The 18,415-nt window shown below is 64.8% G+C and carries 23 protein-coding genes; 21 read left to right on the plus strand and 2 right to left on the minus strand.

Features of this window, described 5'->3' with window-relative positions; genetic code table 11:
• Nucleotides 1–36: 36 nt before the first annotated feature.
• The 4 genes from NWI01_RS01025 (at nucleotide 37) to NWI01_RS01040 (ending at nucleotide 2,608) form a co-directional block, all read left to right on the plus strand.
• A complete protein-coding gene (locus NWI01_RS01025) occupies nucleotides 37–1,290 on the plus strand; it encodes a phage major capsid protein (RefSeq protein ID WP_141381886.1) in 1,254 nt (417 codons plus the stop codon).
• 153 nt (nucleotides 1,291–1,443) lie between these two features.
• Nucleotides 1,444–1,818, plus strand: coding sequence for a hypothetical protein (locus tag NWI01_RS01030; RefSeq protein ID WP_141381887.1), 375 nt, complete (start codon nucleotides 1,444–1,446; stop codon nucleotides 1,816–1,818).
• A 26-nt stretch (nucleotides 1,819–1,844) separates the two neighbouring features.
• Nucleotides 1,845–2,240: a hypothetical protein gene (locus NWI01_RS01035; RefSeq protein ID WP_141381888.1), complete on the plus strand. Its 396-nt coding sequence runs from the start codon at nucleotides 1,845–1,847 to the stop codon at nucleotides 2,238–2,240.
• Nucleotides 2,240–2,608, plus strand: a complete 369-nt coding sequence (locus NWI01_RS01040) for a DUF2019 domain-containing protein (protein ID WP_141381889.1) — start codon at nucleotides 2,240–2,242, stop codon at nucleotides 2,606–2,608. The genes NWI01_RS01035 and NWI01_RS01040 overlap by 1 nt, the downstream gene beginning before the upstream one ends.
• A gap of 14 nt (nucleotides 2,609–2,622) precedes the next feature.
• Here the strand turns inward: NWI01_RS01040 and NWI01_RS01045 are convergent, their stop codons facing one another.
• Nucleotides 2,623–3,381 (minus strand): S1 family peptidase, encoded by a 759-nt coding sequence (locus tag NWI01_RS01045; RefSeq protein ID WP_141381890.1) that lies wholly within the window; start codon nucleotides 3,379–3,381, stop codon nucleotides 2,623–2,625.
• 123 nt (nucleotides 3,382–3,504) lie between these two features.
• Here NWI01_RS01045 and NWI01_RS01050 point away from each other — a divergent pair, with 123 nt between their 5' ends.
• The 11 genes from NWI01_RS01050 (at nucleotide 3,505) to NWI01_RS01100 (ending at nucleotide 13,971) form a co-directional block, all read left to right on the plus strand.
• Nucleotides 3,505–4,068: a head-tail connector protein gene (locus NWI01_RS01050; RefSeq protein WP_141381891.1), complete on the plus strand. Its 564-nt coding sequence runs from the start codon at nucleotides 3,505–3,507 to the stop codon at nucleotides 4,066–4,068.
• A gap of 31 nt (nucleotides 4,069–4,099) precedes the next feature.
• Nucleotides 4,100–4,510, plus strand: a complete 411-nt coding sequence (locus tag NWI01_RS01055) for a DUF3168 domain-containing protein (protein ID WP_141381892.1) — start codon at nucleotides 4,100–4,102, stop codon at nucleotides 4,508–4,510.
• Between the two features lie 16 nt (nucleotides 4,511–4,526).
• Nucleotides 4,527–4,934, plus strand: a complete 408-nt coding sequence (locus NWI01_RS01060; protein ID WP_141381893.1) for a phage major tail protein, TP901-1 family — start codon at nucleotides 4,527–4,529, stop codon at nucleotides 4,932–4,934.
• Nucleotides 4,935–4,949: 15 nt separating this feature from the next.
• Complete coding sequence (locus tag NWI01_RS01065) at nucleotides 4,950–5,270, plus strand: gene transfer agent family protein (protein WP_141381894.1); 321 nt, start codon at nucleotides 4,950–4,952, stop codon at nucleotides 5,268–5,270.
• A complete protein-coding gene (locus tag NWI01_RS01070; RefSeq protein ID WP_141381895.1) occupies nucleotides 5,267–5,479 on the plus strand; it encodes a rcc01693 family protein in 213 nt (70 codons plus the stop codon). The genes NWI01_RS01065 and NWI01_RS01070 overlap by 4 nt, the downstream gene beginning before the upstream one ends.
• Nucleotides 5,472–6,056, plus strand: coding sequence for a phage tail tape measure protein (locus tag NWI01_RS01075; RefSeq protein WP_141381896.1), 585 nt, complete (start codon nucleotides 5,472–5,474; stop codon nucleotides 6,054–6,056). The genes NWI01_RS01070 and NWI01_RS01075 overlap by 8 nt, the downstream gene beginning before the upstream one ends.
• Before the next feature lie 135 nt (nucleotides 6,057–6,191).
• Entirely contained in the window at nucleotides 6,192–6,833 is a 642-nt protein-coding gene (locus tag NWI01_RS01080) for a DUF2460 domain-containing protein (protein WP_141381897.1), read from the plus strand.
• A complete protein-coding gene (locus NWI01_RS01085) occupies nucleotides 6,830–7,723 on the plus strand; it encodes a DUF2163 domain-containing protein (RefSeq protein ID WP_141381898.1) in 894 nt (297 codons plus the stop codon). Before NWI01_RS01080 ends, NWI01_RS01085 begins: the two co-directional genes overlap by 4 nt.
• A gap of 12 nt (nucleotides 7,724–7,735) precedes the next feature.
• The gene (locus NWI01_RS01090; protein ID WP_141381899.1) at nucleotides 7,736–8,182 is read left to right on the plus strand and encodes a C40 family peptidase; all 447 of its coding nucleotides are present in this window, start codon (nucleotides 7,736–7,738) and stop codon (nucleotides 8,180–8,182) included.
• On the plus strand, nucleotides 8,182–12,039 hold the full coding sequence (locus tag NWI01_RS01095) for a baseplate multidomain protein megatron (RefSeq protein WP_141381900.1): 3,858 nt from the start codon (nucleotides 8,182–8,184) through the stop codon (nucleotides 12,037–12,039). Before NWI01_RS01090 ends, NWI01_RS01095 begins: the two co-directional genes overlap by 1 nt.
• A gap of 6 nt (nucleotides 12,040–12,045) precedes the next feature.
• The gene (locus NWI01_RS01100) at nucleotides 12,046–13,971 is read left to right on the plus strand and encodes a DUF2793 domain-containing protein (protein ID WP_141381901.1); all 1,926 of its coding nucleotides are present in this window, start codon (nucleotides 12,046–12,048) and stop codon (nucleotides 13,969–13,971) included.
• A 118-nt stretch (nucleotides 13,972–14,089) separates the two neighbouring features.
• Here the strand turns inward: NWI01_RS01100 and NWI01_RS20220 are convergent, their stop codons facing one another.
• Nucleotides 14,090–14,320: a YodC family protein gene (locus NWI01_RS20220; protein ID WP_141381902.1), complete on the minus strand. Its 231-nt coding sequence runs from the start codon at nucleotides 14,318–14,320 to the stop codon at nucleotides 14,090–14,092.
• A 258-nt stretch (nucleotides 14,321–14,578) separates the two neighbouring features.
• On the opposite strand from NWI01_RS20220, the gene NWI01_RS01110 reads away from it, so the two are divergent.
• The 6 genes from NWI01_RS01110 (at nucleotide 14,579) to NWI01_RS01135 (ending at nucleotide 18,357) form a co-directional block, all read left to right on the plus strand.
• Nucleotides 14,579–15,064, plus strand: a complete 486-nt coding sequence (locus NWI01_RS01110; RefSeq protein WP_244613593.1) for a glycoside hydrolase family 19 protein — start codon at nucleotides 14,579–14,581, stop codon at nucleotides 15,062–15,064.
• 155 nt (nucleotides 15,065–15,219) lie between these two features.
• On the plus strand, nucleotides 15,220–15,459 hold the full coding sequence (locus tag NWI01_RS01115) for a Pam3-gp28 family putative phage holin (protein WP_011314475.1): 240 nt from the start codon (nucleotides 15,220–15,222) through the stop codon (nucleotides 15,457–15,459).
• Between the two features lie 24 nt (nucleotides 15,460–15,483).
• Nucleotides 15,484–15,876: a hypothetical protein gene (locus tag NWI01_RS01120; protein WP_141381903.1), complete on the plus strand. Its 393-nt coding sequence runs from the start codon at nucleotides 15,484–15,486 to the stop codon at nucleotides 15,874–15,876.
• Between the two features lie 3 nt (nucleotides 15,877–15,879).
• Nucleotides 15,880–16,131, plus strand: a complete 252-nt coding sequence (locus NWI01_RS01125) for a hypothetical protein (protein WP_141381904.1) — start codon at nucleotides 15,880–15,882, stop codon at nucleotides 16,129–16,131.
• 167 nt (nucleotides 16,132–16,298) lie between these two features.
• Complete coding sequence (locus tag NWI01_RS01130; protein WP_141381905.1) at nucleotides 16,299–16,970, plus strand: response regulator transcription factor; 672 nt, start codon at nucleotides 16,299–16,301, stop codon at nucleotides 16,968–16,970.
• Nucleotides 16,960–18,357, plus strand: coding sequence for a sensor histidine kinase (locus NWI01_RS01135; RefSeq protein ID WP_141381906.1), 1,398 nt, complete (start codon nucleotides 16,960–16,962; stop codon nucleotides 18,355–18,357). Before NWI01_RS01130 ends, NWI01_RS01135 begins: the two co-directional genes overlap by 11 nt.
• Nucleotides 18,358–18,415: the final 58 nt, after the last annotated feature.

Raw genomic sequence — 18,415 nt, forward strand, 5'->3', positions numbered from 1 at the left:
ACGGGGACGAAATCATTATCACCAAGGAGAGAATGAATGGACTTCGATATCACCGACATGGCGCCGGAGCATAAATCCGGCGGCGCCGTCCGCGGCGGCTATGACGACTTTCGCGTCACCTTCGAGGAGTTCAAGGCGGCCAACGACGAACGCCTGGCGCGGCTGGAGCAGAAACGCGGCGACGTGCTGCTGGAGGAGAAGGTCGATCGCATCAACGCCGCGCTCGACGCCCAGCACAGGCGCATGGACGAGCTGGCGCTCAAGCACGCCCGTCCGGCGCTCGAGGGCCGCTCCGGAATCGTCGGCGGCGCGGTCTCAGTCGAGCACAAAAGCGCTTTCGAGGCTTATGTGCGGGGCGGCGAGACCGGCGCCTTGCGCGCGCTGGAGACCAAGGCGATGTCGGCCGGCTCCAATCCGGACGGCGGCTATCTCGTCCCCGTCGAACTTGAGCACGAGATCGGGCAGCGGCTGGCGGCGATCTCGCCGATCCGCGCGCTGGCGTCGGTTCGCACCATCTCGGGCAATGTCTACAAGAAGCCGTTCATGACCGCGGGCCCCGCCACGGGGTGGGTCGGAGAGACGGACTCGCGGACGCAAACCACCTCGCCGACGCTGGATGCTTTGAGCTTTCCGGCGATGGAGCTTTACGCCATGCCGGCGGCGACCGCGACGCTGCTCGATGACTCCGCCGTCAACATCGACGAGTGGATCGCGCAGGAAGTCGAGCTGACATTCGCGGTTCAGGAAGGCGCCGCCTTCGTGAATGGCGACGGCACCAACAAGCCGAAGGGCTTTCTGCAATCCGACACCGTCGCGAATGGCTCCTGGGTGTGGGGCAAGCTGGGTTTCGTCGCCAGCGGCGGCGCGAGCGGCTTTGCGTCGTCCAACCCGTCCGATGCCCTGGTCGATCTGGTTTATGCGCTGAAGGCCGGCTATCGCCAGAACGCCGCGTTCATCATGAACCGCAAGACGCAAGCTGCGATCCGCAAGTTCAAGGACACCGGTGGGTCCTATCTGTGGCAGCCGCCGGCGCAGGCTGGCGGGCGCGCCTCGCTGATGACCTTCCCGCTGGTCGAGGCCGAGGACATGCCGGATGTCGCCGAGAATTCGCTGTCGATCGCGTTCGGCGATTTCCGTCGCGGCTATCTCGTGGTGGACCGCGCCGGCGTGCGCGTGCTGCGCGATCCGTATTCGGCCAAGCCCTACGTGCTGTTCTACACGACCAAGCGGGTCGGCGGCGGCGTGCAGGACTTCGATGCCATCAAGCTGATGAAGTTCGCGGCGAGCTGAGAAGGTCGCCGCTCCTGCATCATTGCGTCATGGCCGGACAAAAGCGCGAAGCGCGTCTTCGCGGCAGGTCCCGCGCATGACCTGAAAACTCAGCGGCGCGCTTCTCTGGCGCGCCGTTCTGCGTTTTGGACGCATTCATCAAGGACATTTTCGATGCCATCGCATCATGACGCCTGGCTGCGTCGTCAGCAATCGCGATGGCTGCAGCCGGACGGCGGCCGCTGGATTCGTCCCGACGCCGCGCGGTTTCTCCCGCCCGGCGCAGACGTCGAGAAAGCGTTTCCGGCGCTGGCCCCGAAATACAATCCGAACCAGCCGCGCGTGCCGGCGGGCAATTCCGACGGCGGCAATGGACGGATGGCGGCGCAGGAAGAGGTAGTCTCGGTCTCTTTCAGATTACGCCGCGCGACAACACGATCGACGGTGTGCAACTTTCCGGTGATTGGCCGCCGTTTGAAGAACCGCCGGAAGTTCCGCCTGCCGTCCGCAAGCCAACGGAACGACCGATCGATTTTATCCGCCGAGTAGTCAAATACCTTCGCGTGGTCGGTCCTATGTCGCCGGCCGCTGACTCAGTTTTCGAGGCGCTGCGGCAAGCCGAGGGCCTCAGAGGAGAGACAGCGGCGATCAAATCGGCAAATGATCCGCCGCGTACGCTGGAGGAGCTTCAGGCCCGCGCGCGGCTGCCCAGTGAGCCCGGCTACGAGGATCATCACATTGTCGGGCAGTTCGCACAAAACAGGCAGCAATTCGGGAGCCTGCGGATTGACAGCCCTGAAAATACGGTGCGGATTCTTGTCGTGAAGCATCTCGACATCAACGGTTATTATTCAAGGGCCAACGAGCAATATGATGGTCGGTCGCCCAGAGATTATCTTCGCGGCAAGAGTTGGGACGAGCAGACACGTGAAGGACTAAAAATCCTGCGCAAAAATGGGGTGCTCAAGTAATGATATCTGTTCAGCCGAATGCTCTTGTGAAGAATCTTGTTGCGCAATTCGTCGAGATCGGCGTCGCGCAATATGATGCGATTTATGTAATCGACAACGCTATGTATAACCGCTTGTACAAAAAGATGGAGCGTATAAGGGCAGAGCTAAAAAAGATGCCTGGCGATCAGAGGAGGGCTCTGTTGCCGCTACTCTCCCATCCGAACGTACAGGTTCGATTGAAAGCCGCTCACTCTCTTCTTGCGCTCTATCCCGATTTGGCTCGCAGTGCTCTTGAAAGTATCCGCGAGTCCGGCATAGAGCCACAAAATGGAGAGGCTGCAATGGCACTCAGCGGGCTCGATGAGGGCAGCTATATTCCAAGGTGAGGAGTGGCTCGTTTTCATATCTCCGCGCCCCAGCTTCGCGCCGTTCTCAAAATCCAGTCGCGGTAGAGCGCGAGCGGCGTGACGCCGGTGAGGCCGCCGCAGCCTGACGTGTTGTTCGCGCCCGTCGACCAGCTCACGACACCGACGATGACGCCGCCGCTGGAATCGAGAAGCGCGGGCGCGCCGGAATCGCCGGTGCAGGCGCCGAGGCCCGCGCGCGCATTGTTGGTGAGCGGATCGACCAGGCGAATCTGCAAGGTGCCGGGCTTCCCGGTTACAGCAAGACTCGCGGCCCGCGCCACGCCGCCGCTGCGGCCGTCGCCCGGCGTTGCCACGCCCATGCCGACGACGGTAAGGCGCTGACCAACGTTGATCGGCATCAACGCGCCGCCGATCCGAACCGGTTGCACGGCGAGCGGCGCGGTGAGTTGCAACAGACCGATGTCGGCGGTGGCGCGGTGGGCGAGCAGGCTCTGCGGATTGAACTGCGGATGCACGGCCGCTCGCTTGATATCGAGCAGGCGCGGCGGCTGGCTCCTGTAGTCCACCATCTTGGTGGCGACACCGGGCGCGATGCAATGCGCGGCGGTGAGGATGATATCGCGCGCGATCAGCGTGCCGGTGCAGGAGTTGCCCTGTGAACCGACGATGGTGACGACCGCGTTCGCCAGCGCAGGCGAGGGCGCACTCCCGCTGCCGACCATGGCAAGGGCAGGTTGCCCTGACGTCAGCACCGTCGCAGCGGTGAGCACGCGGATGAATTTCTGATTCATGCAGCGATGGGAGCCATCGCGCTGCCCGTCTGTCAACTCGATACGCGGCAGATTTCCTCTCTCCCAGCGGGAGAGGTGGAGCAAGTCAACCGGCGTACCCATCAATCGAGAGAAAGTACCAACATGCCATCGATACTTCTGACCGGTCCCGCGATCGAACCCTGGTCGGTCGAGGAGGCCAAGAGTTTCCTGCGCGCCGAGAACGATGACGATGACGCGGTGATCGCGTCGCTGATCGCGGCGGCGCGAAGCCATGTCGAGGCGATGACGCGCTGCGCCCTGATCGCGCAGACCTGGCGCTTCGTGCTGGATCAGTGGCCGAAAGACGGTCGCATCAGGCCGGGCCGGGGACCGTTGCAGACGCTCGCCGCGGCGCGCGTTTATAACTCCGCGGGGATCGCCACGCCGGTCGATGCCGGGACGTTCGTTCTCGACAAGGCGGCTGGCGTGATCGCTTCATCCGTCTGGGTGTTTCCGGGGCGCGCCAGCGCGGGCATCGAACTCGATATCGAGATCGGATTCGGCGACGCCGCTTCCGATGTGCCTGACGTGTTGCGCCATGCGGTGCGAACGCTGGTCGCGCACTGGTATGAGAACCGCGGCCTTATCGCCATTGGCCAGAGCGTCGCGATGATGCCGGCCAGCGTCAGCGCCATGATCGCGAGCTATCGCGTGCACGCGCTTTGATCGTTCTCGCTTTCTCGAAAAGGACATCACCATGACCAGCGCCAATGCAGCGCTCCGCGCCGCCGTTCACGATGCGCTTGCGGCCGACAGCGGCCTTCGTGCCCTGCTCGGCGGCAAGCGGGTCTATGACGAGCCGCCGCGCGGGGCGCTGTTGCCTTATGTCGCGATCGGTGAGGCGCGCGTGACCGACGTGTCGGTGGACGAGGGGCCGACGCAGGAGCATCAGATCACGCTTCATGCGCGATCCCGTCAGGGCGGCCAGAGCGAGGCTCACGCCATCGCGGGCGCGGTGTTGCAGGCTCTCGACGATGCGGCGCTGACGCTCGCCGCTCACCGGCTGGTCAATTTCCGCTTCGCGGTCGCCGACATCCGGCGCGAGTCCGACGGCCGCACCTATCACGCACAGGTGCGATTCCGCGCCGTGACCGAACCTACAACCTGATCGCAAAGGAGGCGTCATGGGCGCACAGAAGGGCAAGGACCTGCTTCTGAAGATGAGCGACGGCTCGAGCTTCGTCACGGTGGCGGGACTGCGCAGCCGCAGGATCGCGTTCAACGCGGAGATTGTCGATGTCACGGATGCGGAATCGACGGACCGCTGGCGCGAATTGCTCGCGGGCGCAGGGGTCAGGCGTGCGTCGCTGTCGGGACGCGGCCTGTTCAAGGACGCGGCGTCAGACGCTTTGGTGCGGCAGGCTTTCTTCGATGGCTCGATCAAGACGTGTCAGGTGATGGTGCCGGACTTCGGCACCATCGAGGGCATGTTCCAGATCGCGAGCCTTGAATTCGCGGGCGAACACAATGGCGAGGTGACGTTCGATCTCGCGCTCGAATCCGCCGGCGCGCTGACGTTTACGGCGCTGTGAAACGAAAGGATTCAAATGCCCAACAAACATCGCGGTGAGATCGGCGCAGAGCTTGGCGGACGGCAGCGGACGCTGGTGTTGACGCTGGGCGCGCTGGCCGAGCTTGAATCCGCGTTCGGCGCCGACGACCTGATGGCGCTCGCGGAGCGTTTCGGTTCGGGGCGGGTGTCGTCGCGCGATTTGATCCGCATCATCGGCGCGGGCCTGCGCGGCGCGGGAGAGGCTGTCAGTGACGACGATGTGGCCGTGATGACGGTCGAGGGCGGTGCGGCCGGCTTCGTCAGGATCGCGGCTGGTCTGATCAGCGCGACCTTCGACGAAAGCGTCGCTCCATGAAGCCGTTTCCGTGGGCGGCGGCGATGGGCTTCGGCTTTGGCGTGTTGCGCCTTGCGCCGGATGTTTTCTGGCGGATGACGCCGCGCGAACTGGCGCAGGCTGTCCAGGCGATCCGGGGACCCGCGACCACGCCGCTGGCGCGGGGAGAACTCGACGATCTGCTGGCGCGTTTTCCTGATGCGCCGCGCAAGGGAGAATCCGATGACTGACGACACGGGTCTGCATGAGACCTCGCGCACGCTTGATGATCTCACGGTCAGGACACAGGCGCTGACCACCAGCGCAGGCGGCTTCGCGCGAGCGATGACGCAGGCGTTTTCGTCTTCGGTCAGCGGCGGCAGGCAGTTCGACGATGTGCTGAAGACGCTGGCGCTGCGGGTCTCGAGTCTCGCCGTGACGGCGGCATTCAAGCCGCTGACGGCAAGCCTGACCAGCGGCATCTCCAGCCTGTTTTCCGGACTCGCCGGCAGCATCGGCTCGTTCGGCGGCGTGCAGGCCCATGCTCTCGGCGGCATCAAGCCGTTCGCGAGCGGCGGCGTGATCGGCGCGCCGAGCTATTTTCCAATGATGGATGGCGGCGTCGGCCTCGCCGGCGAGGCGGGCCCGGAAGCGATCATGCCGCTGGCACGCGGGCCGGACGGCCGGCTCGGCGTTTCCGGCAAGGGCGGTGGCAACAGCATCACGGTGCAGATCGCGACGCCTGACCTCGACAGGTTCCGCCGTTCCGAGAGTTACATCGCGGGCCAGATCGCGCGGGCGGTCGCGCGGGGGCAACGGAGCTTGTGAAGACGCCGACTACGACGCCGCACCGTCGCTCCACGTCATGCCCGGCCTTGTGCCGGGCATCCACGTCTTAAGCGCGACCGATAAAGAAGACGTAGATGGCCGGGACCAGCCCGGCCATGACGTAGAGGGTTTGTCATGACCAGCTTTCACGAAGTGCTGTTTCCGCTCGATGTCGCGCTGAAGAGCGCGGGCGGGCCGGAGCGGCGCACCGACATCGTGAGCTTCGGCTCGGGCCGCGAGGCGCGCAACGCGCGCTGGGCGCAGTCGCGGCGGCGCTTCGACGCCGGTTACGGCGTCAAGACGCTGGAGGCGTTGCAGGCCGTTGTCGCCTTCTTCGAGGAGCGGCGCGGCAGGCTCTACGGCTTTCGCTGGCGCGACCGGCTGGATAGCTGCTCCGCTGCGACCGGCAGCGTTATCTCGCCGCTCGATCAGGTGATCGGGATAGGCGACGGAACGACATCGACGTTTCAGTTGATCAAGACATATGGCGGTGCTTTCGCGCCTTATGCGCGCGCGATCGGAAAGCCCGTGAACGACAGCGTGCGCGTCGCGGTCGCCGAGAGCGAGGCGGCGGCGGGATCGGCCTTCACCTGCGACGCCACCACCGGCCTTGTGACGTTTCTCCCCGAGCACACGCCGCCGCCGGGAGCGGCGGTCACCGCGGGATTCAAGTTCGACGTGCCGGTGCGGTTCGACACTGACTATCTCGAAGTCGATCTCGCAACCTTCGCCGCCGGGGCTATTCCGAAAATTCCGCTGGTGGAGATCCTGCCGTGAGAAGCATTCCATCCGCGCTTCAGGCAAAACTCGACTCCGGCGCGACCACGCTGGCGCGCTGCTGGATCGTGACGCGGCGCGACGGCGTCGTGCTCGGCTTTACCGATCACGACCGCGATCTGATGATCGGCGATGTCGTGTGCCGCGCCGCCACCGGCTTCACCGCCTCAGAAGCCACCAGCCGCTTCGATCTCGCTGTCGATGGCGCCGAGATATCGGGCGCGTTCTCGGACGATTCTCTGAGCGAGGCCGATCTTGCCGCCGGCCGCTACGATGCCGCCGGGGTCGCGACCTGGCTGGTCGACTGGAGCGATGTCTCGCTGAGGATTCTGATCGCGCGCGGCACGATAGGAGAGGTCCGGCGCGAGGGGGCAGCGTTCACCGCGGAACTGCGCGGGCTCGCGGATGCGCTGGCGCAGGACAGCGGACGCCTGTTCACGGCGCGGTGCGGTGTGGATCTCGGCGACGGGAAATGCCGTGTCGATCTGGCCAGTTCGACCTTTCGCCGCAGCGGGACGGTCACGGCCGTCGAGGGAACGTCGATCCTTGCCGTTTCCGGCCTTTCCGGCCTTGCCGCCGGCTGGTTCACGGCGGGGCGGTTGAACTGGACCGGCGGAGCCAACGCCGGCCTCGCGATCGAGGTCAAGCAGCACCGCGTGGTCGCGGGCGTGGTGCGCCTGTCATTGTGGCGGGCGATGCCGGAGCCGATTGCCGTCAGCGACAGCTTCGTGGTCACCGCAGGTTGCGACAAGAGTTTCGCGACCTGCCGCGACCGCTTCGCCAACACCAATAATTTTCGGGGCTTCCCGCAAATTCCCGGCAACGATTTCGTCGTCAGCTATCCGCTGCCGGGTTCGCCCGATAACGGCAACGGCAGCAAGGCGCTGTGAAGGAGCCGCCTCGTGACCTTCCCACATACATCCCGCGCGGCCATCGTCGCGGAGGCCCGCGGCTGGATCGGCACGCCCTATCGGCATCAGGCCTCGCTCAAGGGCGTTGGCTGCGATTGCCTCGGCCTGGTGCGCGGCGTTTGGCGCGACTGCATCGGCGATGAGCCGGAAACGCCGCCGCCCTATGCGCCGGACTGGGCCGAGGCAAAAGGCGACGAGACACTGGCCGCGGCGGCGCTGCGCCATCTCGTTCCGGTCGCGCGCGACGGCTTCGGGGCCGGCGATGTGCTGCTGTTCCGATGGCGTGACGGATTCGTCGCCAAGCATGTCGCGATCGCATCGAGCGAGCACGCCATGGTCCATGCGCATGACGGCGCGGCCGTCTGCGAAATCGCGATCGCGCCGTGGTGGCGGCGGCGGCTGGCTTACGCATTTCGTTTTCCCGGAGTTTCGGACTGATGGCAGCGCTGGTTCTTTCCGTCGCAGGCGGCGCCGCGGGCGCGTTGTTCGGGCCGGCCGGCGCGATCGCCGGGCGTCTCGCCGGCGCGCTGATCGGCAACGCCGTCGATCGCAAGCTGTTCGGGCCCGGCAACCGGACGATCGTCGGTCCGCGTCTCGCCGATCTCGATGTGATGGCCTCCACGGAGGGTGCGCCGATTCCGCGCGTCTATGGTCGCGCGCGGCTGTCGGGCCAGGTGATCTGGGCGACGCGGCTGGAAGAGGTCGTCAACAGCGAAACCTCGTCTTCCGGCGGCAAGGGCGGCGGCCTGTTCAGCGGACCGAGCACCACGACCACCACTTACAGCTATTTCGCCAACTTCGCGGTCGGCCTTTGCGAGGGCGTGATCGGCCGTGTCGGGCGGATCTGGGCCGACGGCAGTCCGCTTGATGTTTCCGGGCTCACCTTCCGTGTCCATCGCGGCACCGAGGATCAGGCTCCGGATGATCTGATCGTCGCAAAGGAAGGAGCGGGCCGCGCGCCGGCCTATCGCGGGCTCGCTTATGTCGTGTTCGAGCGGATGCCGCTGGCGAAATTCGGCAACCGTATTCCGCAGCTCTCGTTCGAGATCATCCGTCCCATCGGCCAGCTCGAACGGATGGTCCGCGCCATGACGTTGATCCCCGGCACCACCGAGTTCGGCTACGAGCCGTCCGCCATGACGCGCTCGACCGGTCCGGGTCAGTCGGTGCCGGAAAACCGGCATGTGGCGAACGCTGAATCCGACGTGATCGCCGCGCTCGACGATCTGCAGGGTGCATGTCCGAATCTCGAAAGCGTGGCCGTGGTGGTGGCGTGGTTCGGATCGGACCTCCGTGCCGGAAGCTGCGTCGTGCGTCCCGGCGTCGACAGCGCGGGCAAGATCACGCGCGGCGGCGACTGGTCGGTGGCCGGGGTGACGCGGGGAAGCGCTTATGTGGTGTCGCAGGTCGACGGTCGTCCGGCATTCGGCGGCACGCCCTCGGACGCCAGCGTGAGGCATCTGATCGCGGAGTTGAAGGCGCGCGGCCTCAAGGTGACGTTCTATCCTTTCGTCATGATGGATCTTCCGGCCGGTAACGGCCTGACCGATCCCTGGAGCGGAGCCTCGTCGCAGCCGGCCTATCCCTGGCGCGGCCGCATCACCTGCGATCCCGCGCCGGGGCAGCCGGGTTCGCCGCAAGGCACGGCGACGGCGGCGGCGCAGGTCGCCAGTTTCTTCACCGGTGGTAGCTGGAACTATCGCAAGATGATCCTGCATTACGCGAACCTCGTCGTATCCGCCGGCTCCGTCGATGCGTTCCTGATCGGCTCGGAATTGCGGTCGCTGACGCGCGTGCGCTCGGGGGCCGGCGTCTATCCTGCCGTCGATGTGCTGGTGACGCTTGCGGCGGAGGTGAAATCCATCGTCGGCTCATCGACGGTCGTAACCTACGGCGCGGACTGGACCGAGTATGGCGCGGATGTCGTTGACGCCGGCGCGTCCGAGGTCCGCTTTCCGCTCGATCCGCTGTGGGCGTCCAGCGCGATCGACGCCGTGGCGATCGACTACTACATGCCGCTCGCGGACTGGCGCGACGAGGCCGGGCATCTCGACTTCGACATCGCGGCCTCGACCTACGATCTCGGCTACCTCGCGGGCAACGTCTATGGCGGCGAGGGGTTCGACTGGTATTACACTGATAGTGTAGCGCGCGCCGCGCAGACCCGCACGCCGATCACCGACGGGCTCGGCAAGCCGTGGACGTTCCGCGTCAAGGACATCAAATCGTGGTGGTCGTCGGCGCATCATGAGCGGGTCGGTGGTGTCGAGCTTTCAGGCCCGACCGCGTGGGTACCGCAAAGCAAGCCGGTCTGGCTGACCGAAGTCGGCTGCCCGGCGGTGGACAAGGGCGCCAATCAGCCGAACGTGTTTCCCGATCCCAAATCCTCGGAAAACTACCTGCCGTACTTCTCGAGCGGCAGCCGTGACGATCTGATGCAGCGCCGCTATCTGCAAGCGCTGCTCGGCAAGCTGGATCCCTCATTCGGCGCGGCGGATGCCGATAATCCCGTCTCTTCGATTTACGGGCGGCGCATGATCGAGCCGTCCGCGATCTACCTTTGGACCTGGGACGCGCGACCCTATCCGGCGTTTCCCGCCGCCACCGAGGTCTGGAGCGACGGGCCGAACTGGCAGACCGGGCACTGGCTCACCGGCCGTCTCGGCGCAGCGCCGATGGATGCGCTGGTGCAGGCGCTGCTCACCGATAGCGGCGTCACCGGCGCCGACACCTCGGCGCTGCGCGAAGCTTGCGACGGCTACGTGGTCGACCGGCCGATGTCGCCGCGGGCCATGATCGAACCGCTTGCCGGGGCTTACGCTTTCGATGCGTCCACGGCGGACGGAACGCTGCGCTTCGTTTCGCGGGGCGGCGCGCCGGTCGCGGAATTCGCGGAAGGCGACCTGGTGCTGACGAATGGCGGCGGGCTGGCGCAGCTCACGCGCGCGCAGGAAACCGAACTGCCGCGCGAAGCGCGCTTCAGTTTTACCGACGGGACGGTGGATTACAGGCGATCCGCGGTGACGTCACGGCGTCTGGCCGGCGGCTCGAACCGAAGCGTTCACTCCGATCTTGCCGTCGTCGGCGATGACGCGGCGATGGCGCGCCGGGCCGAGATCTGGCTTCAGGATTTGTGGGCGGGCCGTGAAAGCGCCGCGTTCTCGCTCGGCCCGCAATGCCTGTCGCTGACGCCGGGCGATGTGATCGCGGTGACGGTCAACGGGCGACGGCGGCTGTTCGAAATCAGCGCGCTGCTCGATGCCGAAGCACGGCAGGTCTCTGCCCGCAGCATCGATCCCGAAGTCTTCTCCGTGCCGCTGTCTGTTCCGCGGCCGACGCGACCCGCGATTCCGGCGGCGCTCGGGCCGGTTCAGGTTTCGGTGCTCGATCTGCCGATGATCGAACCATCGGAGCCGCCGATCCTGACCCGGCTCGCGGTCTTCGCAAAGCCCTGGCCGACGGCGGTGACGGCCTGGACCTCATTCGACGGCGCAGGTTTTCAGCCGGCCGCGATCATTCCGGCGCCCTCGACATCGGGCGAAACGCTCGACCCGCTGCCGGCGGGGCCGTCGGGGAGGTGGGATCGCGGCAACGCCGTGCGCGTGCGCCTCTACGGCGGAGCGCTCTCGTCGGTGTCGGATGGCCACGTGTTGGCCGGGGCCAACGCGGCGGCTGTGCAGAACACTAACGGCGATTGGGAGGTTTTGCAGTTTGCCCATGCGGAGCTGGTGGACGGCGGCACCTATAGACTGTCGCGCCTGTTGCGCGGGCAGGCCGGAAGCGACCATGCTATCGCCGATGTGTTGCCGGCGGGAACTCCCTTCGTTCTGCTCGACAGGCGTCTTGCACCGCTGGCGAGAGGATTGAGCGCGCTGGATCGTCCGATCATGGTGCGGCTTGCCGCCGCCGGACGAAACCATGATGATCCCATGGCCGTCGCGCTGACGGTCACGCCGCGCGCGACGGCCCTGTTGCCGCTGTCGCCGGTGCATGTGAAAGCATCTCGCGTGAGCGGCGGTGTTCACATCTCGTGGATTCGCCGGACGCGCATCGACGGCGATGGCTGGGGCGTCGAAGTGCCGCTGGGCGAGGATGTCGAAGCGTACACGCTCGACATTCTGTCAGGCGGCGCGATCGTACGCAGCATCGCGTGCAGCACGCCCGGAGCGTTTTACTCCGATGCCGATGAACTGGCGGATTTCGGCGCGCCTCAGGCAAGCCTGCATCTTCGCGTCGCGCAGCTATCCGCGACCGTCGGCGCCGGTCATCCCGCTGAACTCACTCTCACCCTCTGAGTTGCCATGACAGACACACCGAATCTCGGGTTGCCGTATATCGACGGCAGCCAGGCCCAGAAGCACGTCACTCACAATGAAGCGTTGCGCATACTCGACGCGGCGATTCAGATCGGGGTGCTCGATCTGACGCTCGCCACGCCGCCTTTGAGCCCGGCGGACGGTGGACGGTATGTCGTCGCAGGCGGGGCGACCGGCGCCTGGGCCGGAAAGGACGATGCGATCGCGACCTGGCAGGACGGCGCCTGGGCGTTCCTTACCCCGAAGGCGGGATGGTGCATCTGGTCGGCGGCGGATGAGAGCCTGTTCGTGTTCGACGGCTCTGCCTGGCAGGGCGCGGGTGGCGCGGCGTCGCTCGATAGCGTCGCGCAGCTCGGCGTGAACGCCGCCGCCAGCGCTCCAAATCTGCTGACGGTCAGATCCAACGACGCGTTGTTTACCGCTATCGAAACTGTCGATGGCGGTACCGGCGATGTGCGGATTCAGGTCTCGAAGGAGGGTTCGGCCAACACCGCGTCAGTGTTTTTCTCGAACGGCTTTTCGGGGCGGGCTGAATTCGGTCTGGTCGGCGCGGACACCTTCAAGCTTAAGGTGTCGGCGGACGGCTCAGGCTGGATCGAGGCCCTCGATATCGATCAGGACACCGGCAACGTCACGCTGCCACGCGGGTTGTCGCTCACTGGTGTGATCTCGCCGGCGCAAATCACCGCCGATCAGGACGATTATGCTCCGGCGGGACTCGCGGCCGCTTCGGTTCTGCAGATCAGCGCGGACGCACCGCGCGGCATTTCGGGTCTGGCAGGCGGGGGCGAAGGGCGTTGTCTCACCGTCATCAACGTGGGCAGCCAGCCGGTTACGCTATTGAACGAAAGCGCATCGTCGTCCGCATCAAATCGCTTTTCGCTCAACGACAGCCTTGTGATGTCGGCGAAGCAGGCCGTGATACTGCGTTACGACGGCACCGCCGCGCGCTGGCAGGCGATCGCGGGCGGGATGGCCGGGGCGGGGACTTCCGTGGGCGGCTTCGTCTCTCCGCCGCAGGGTCGCCTGACGCTTGCGAGCGGCGTGCCGGTGATGACGACGACGCAGAGCGCGAAGACCACGCTTTATTATACGCCTTACAAAGGCAACCGGATTCCGGTCTATAACGGCACTGAGATGGTGCCGACGGCATTTGCCGAACTGTCCGTCGCGACGACGGACACGGCGAAGAACCCGGCCGCGATCGGCGCCGGCCAGGTCAATGACTGGTTTGTCTGGAACGACGACGGAACGCTGCGGCTCAGCCATGGTCCGGACTGGACCGATGATACGACGCGCAGCGCCGGCACCGCGTTGACCATGGTCGACGGTGTCCTGTTGAACAATGCCAGCATCACCAACGGCCCCTCCGCCTCGCGCGGCACGTATGTCGGCACGACCCGGAGCAATGGTTCGTCACAACTTGAGTTCATCCCGGGTGCGTCGGCATCGGGTGGCGGTGCGGCGGTCGTTGGTCTGTGGAATATGTACAACCGGCGGCCGGCGCAGCTTTTCGTGCAGGATTCGACAGCGGGCTGGGCTCATACGAGTGCGGCGTGGCGCGCGGCGAACAACAGTGCCGGCAACCGGATCGCCTTGGTATGTGGCCTGGTGGAGGATGGAGTCCGGGCGAGTTATGCAAGCCTGGCTTTTTCGACGTCGAGCGCCGTTCAGGTTGGCATCAGCATCGCACTGGACGCGACGAATGCGATCGCAGCGAATGCGACGAGCTTCACGACTTATTTCGGGGCGGGCAGCAACAATCAGATTTCATGCGTAGCGAACTATTCCGGGTATCCGGGTCTTGGTTTCCATTACCTGCAGGCGATCGAGTACGGCGGGACGAACGCCTTGTTCACCAGCGCCAGCGGTCCGACCCGTGCCGGTCTGAGCGCGACGATCTGGTATTAGAGCATGATCCCGAAAGGTGGAAACCGGTTTTCGGATCGGATCATGCTCGATCAAAAAGTTAAGGCTGGAGTCTGAATTCAACGCAGTTTGATCAGACTCTGGCGCGAACGGTCGATCGCTAATCGCTTGTAAACCACCGACAAACAATCCCGATCAGGTCTAGGTACCGAAGCGCATGAAATGGGACCGTCGCTTTGGTCATCTCACCGTTAATAAACCAGATGCACTCGGCTTCATCTCCCATCACGGTCAAGATTGTCATCCGTGGCCCCCCTGATCGGAGAGTAACGATATCTCCGGGTGCGAAACCGGCCAGTGTCTTGCTGACAGCAATATAGTCCGAGCTCATCTCAACCCCAAATAAGCGACCTATAACACCCGCAACCTGCTCGGGAAAGCCCCTCAATAGCCAAAAGGATCCTGTTCAATGCCCAACGCAGCCTTGGCCGCGAACGCTCCCGCTATGTCCGAGTTCGGAGCAGCGCTCCGCAAGCTCTGACCGCGCGGCAATAGCAGAATCGCCGGGCTGGTCGAGAGCATCACGACAACGGCGCCGGCTATATTCGATGAATACGAGATCGCCACGCCGCTGTTGATTGCGCATGTCATGGCTCAGATCAGCCATGAATGCGGGGCCGGGACCGTTGTGACCGAGAACCTGAACTATTCGGCACGCCGAATGACCCAGGTGTGGCCCTCGCGGTTTCCGAACGTGTCCAGCGCCGCGCCTTACGCGCAGAATCCGCGCGCGCTCGCCAATAAAGTCTACAACGGCCGCATGGGCAATCGCGCCGGCTCCGACGACGGCTGGAATTTCCGAGGCCGCGGCGCCGTGCAGACGACCGGACGCGAAGGCTATGTACGACTGGCGGCTTCGACCGGCCTCGATGTCGTGACGCATCCCGACCTGGTGAACGATCCGGCGCATTTTCTCCGATGCGGCGTCGCGGATTTCGTCAACTGCGGATGTCTTCCGTTCGCTCGAAGGGACGACGTGCGCGGTGTCACAAGGCGGCTGAACGGTGGGTTCATCGGGCTGCCGGATCGCATGGCATGGCTCGCGCGATGGAAGCGCAGCCTTGGAGCTCACTAGAGTCTGTTCAACTGCGTTGAATCAGACTCGCCGCTTATCTTTTGCTTGAGCATGATCTTTTCCGGAAACCGGTTTCCGCTCTTCGGGACCATGCTCCGGAACGACCGCCGCGCGACGGTCTCGCGCAATTCTCAGGACATCATTGGAGACAAGACATGACATCGGATTCGGTGTGGCAGATCGTGCGCTATTTGCTGATCGCGGCCGGAAGCTTCGCGACCGGCAAGGGATGGGTCACGGCAGATCAGGTGACCAGCATCATCGGGGCGATCGGCACGCTCTTTACGGTCGCATGGGGGCTTTACGTCAAGGCCGACACCAAGGCGGTTCGCTCTGCCACCGCCGCGCGCCCCGACGTGCCCACCGTCAGCGCCGCGACGGGCGCCGTCAAGTAATCCGGACAACAGGAGCCACCATCCATGCGAAAACCTGTCGCCGCGATAGCGGTCGTCTGCGGACTGACACTGGCGGGCTGCCAGACCGTCGCGCTGCCCTCGCTGAATCTTAACAGCCCTGCTGCTCTCAATACGGTGTATGGCATTCAGAACGCCTTCGGCGTCGCGGTGAATTCCGCGAACGCCTACAGGGCGCTGCCGCTTTGCCGGACCGGAACCGGGCCGGGGGTGGCCAACATCTGCGCCAAACGGTCGGTGATCGAAAGACTGCAAGCGGCCATGCGCAAGGCGCGCCTCGCCGTGAACAATCTGGTTGCATTGCAGAAGGCCTATCCGTCCGTCGACATCACCAACGCGCTCGCGGCGGCACGGTCGGCGCTGATCGTCGTTCAGCACATCCTCGCCTCAGGAGCATAGCGCATGGTCACCGCAGCAGACGTGTCAGCCGGCCTCACAGCCGCTGAAACCATCGTCAACGCCATCATCAAGGTCGCGCCCGCGATCGAACGGGGTGTGGTGTCATCGATCCCTTATATTCAGGCCATCGCCGGCCTGATCGGCGGCAAGAACGCCACCGCAGAAGAGATCGATGCGGTGTTGGCCCGGATCAACGCCGAGGTGGACCTGTTTCTGAGTCCGCTGCCGCCCGACGACGGCTCGACCACGACGTAACGGCGGTTCGGTGTCCGGTGCAGGCGGGCCTGCTTCGGGCGGAAACAAGGCGCAAGCGGGTTCTTGGTGTGGTGGTTCGGAAGTTCGCTTCATTGCCGGGACACTCGCGTTCATTTGCCATTCACGCGGCGACGGTTCATCTTAACGGGAGGAATCAGGAGCCCGCTTTGCGCCTTCTCGTCGTCGAAGATGATCCCGATCTCAATCGTCAGCTCACGACCGCGCTGACCGACGCCGGCTACGTGGTCGATCGCGCGTTTGACGGCGAGGAGGCCCATTTCCTCGGGGACAGCGAACCTTATGACGCGGTGGTGCTGGATATCGGCCTGCCGAAGATGGACGGCATCTCCGTGCTGGAAGCCTGGCGGCGCGGGGGGCGCACCATGCCGGTCCTGATCCTCACCGCGCGGGATCGCTGGAGCGACAAGGTGCAGGGGTTCGACGCAGGCGCTGACGACTATGTCGCGAAACCCTTCCATCTGGAGGAAATCCTGGCGCGGATGCGCGCGCTGCTGCGACGGAGCACGGGACACGCCCACTCCGAACTGACGTGCGGGCCGGTGACGCTGGATACCCGCACGGGCCGCGTCAGCGTCGGCGGCAATCCGATCAAGATGACGTCGCATGAATACCGGCTGCTCGCCTACCTCATGCACCATATCGGCCGGGTCGTGTCGCGCACCGAACTGGTCGAACATCTTTACGATCAGGATTTCGATCGCGACTCCAACACAATCGAAGTCTTTGTCGGCCGTATTCGCAAGAAGCTGGATGTCGATATCATCCAGACGGTGCGCGGGCTCGGCTATCTGCTCACGCCGCCGGCAGATGCGCGTTAGGGAATTTCTAGGCTTCCGTTCCAATTCGCTGGCGACGCGGCTGTTCCTGTCGGCGACCGCGTGGGTCGTGGTCGTGCTCCTCGTGACCGGCGTGGTGCTGTCTTCGGTCTATCGCTCGGCGTCCGAGCGTGCCTTCGACCGCCGCCTCAATCTCTATCTCCGCACCCTGATCGCCGAAGTGACGGCGCCCGACGAGCCGGATGACCGTCAGTTCCAGTCGCTCGGTGAGCCGCTGTTCGATCTGCCCTTGTCAGGCTGGTATTGGGAGGTCGACCGTACCGATCCGGGCAAAGCGGAAACCCGCGCATCACGCTCGCTATGGGACAAGAAGCTCCCGAAGCTCGTGGATCAGGGCATTGCGCTGTCCTCGTCCGGAGTCCGCGCCGGATATGTCGACGGGCCCGAAGGGCAAATCCTCCGCATGGCGGAGCGGCCGGTCGATCTCGGCGCCGACGGCAAGTTCCGTGTCGCCGTGGCCGGAGACGCCTCGGAAATTTTCGATGAAACGAGAGCCTTTGACTATTACCTTGGCGGCACCTTCGCCGCGCTCACGATCGGATTGCTTCTCACCACGATCTTTCAGGTGCGGTTCGGCCTTGCGCCGCTGAAACGGATCTCGGACGCGATCGCCGACATCCGGTCCGGCCGCGCGGAGCGACTGGAAGGCGAATTCCCCGTGGAGATTGCCCCCCTTGCCTGGGAGACCAATGCGCTGATCGATGCCAACCGGGAGATCGTCGAGCGTGCCCGCACCCACGTCGGCAACCTCGCGCACGCGGTCAAGACGCCGCTTTCGGTTATCATCAACGAAGCCAGCGCGCACGAGCGCGATCCCTTCGCCGCCAAAATGCTCGAACAGGCCGGGATGATGCGTAACCAGGTCGCTCATCATCTGGAGCGCGCCCGCCTGGCTGCACGGCTCACCGTCATTGGAACGGTGACGGATGTCGCGCCTGTCGTCGAGGCGCTGCGCAGGACCATGGAGAAAATTCACCGCGATCGCGATATCACGATCGACGTCGACGTTAGTCCGGGGACGAAATTCCGTGGCGAACGCCAGGATCTTGAGGAGATGGTCGGCAATCTTGTAGACAATGCCTGCAAGTGGGCGCACTCGCGGGTGTTCATCAGCACGTCCGTCCGTCCGCCTTCCGGAGTTGAGCCTGCGATGCTGCACATTATCGTTGATGATAACGGTCAGGGATTGTCGGATGCCGAACGGATGCAGGCATCGCAACGCGGCCGCCGCATTGACGAGACCAAGCCGGGATCCGGACTGGGGTTGTCGATCGTCACCGATCTTGCAGCCCTCTATGGCGGTCGCCTGACGCTGGATACCGCGCCGGTCGGCGGATTGCGCGCCGAACTGTTGCTGCCGTCAGCTTGAGCCCCGGTTTGCCGGTCGTCCCATGTCGCAGTCCCGCCCGCATCACCCACTCCCGTGC

Source organism: Nitrobacter winogradskyi (genome assembly GCF_006539545.1).
Taxonomy (GTDB): domain Bacteria; phylum Pseudomonadota; class Alphaproteobacteria; order Rhizobiales; family Xanthobacteraceae; genus Nitrobacter; species Nitrobacter winogradskyi_A.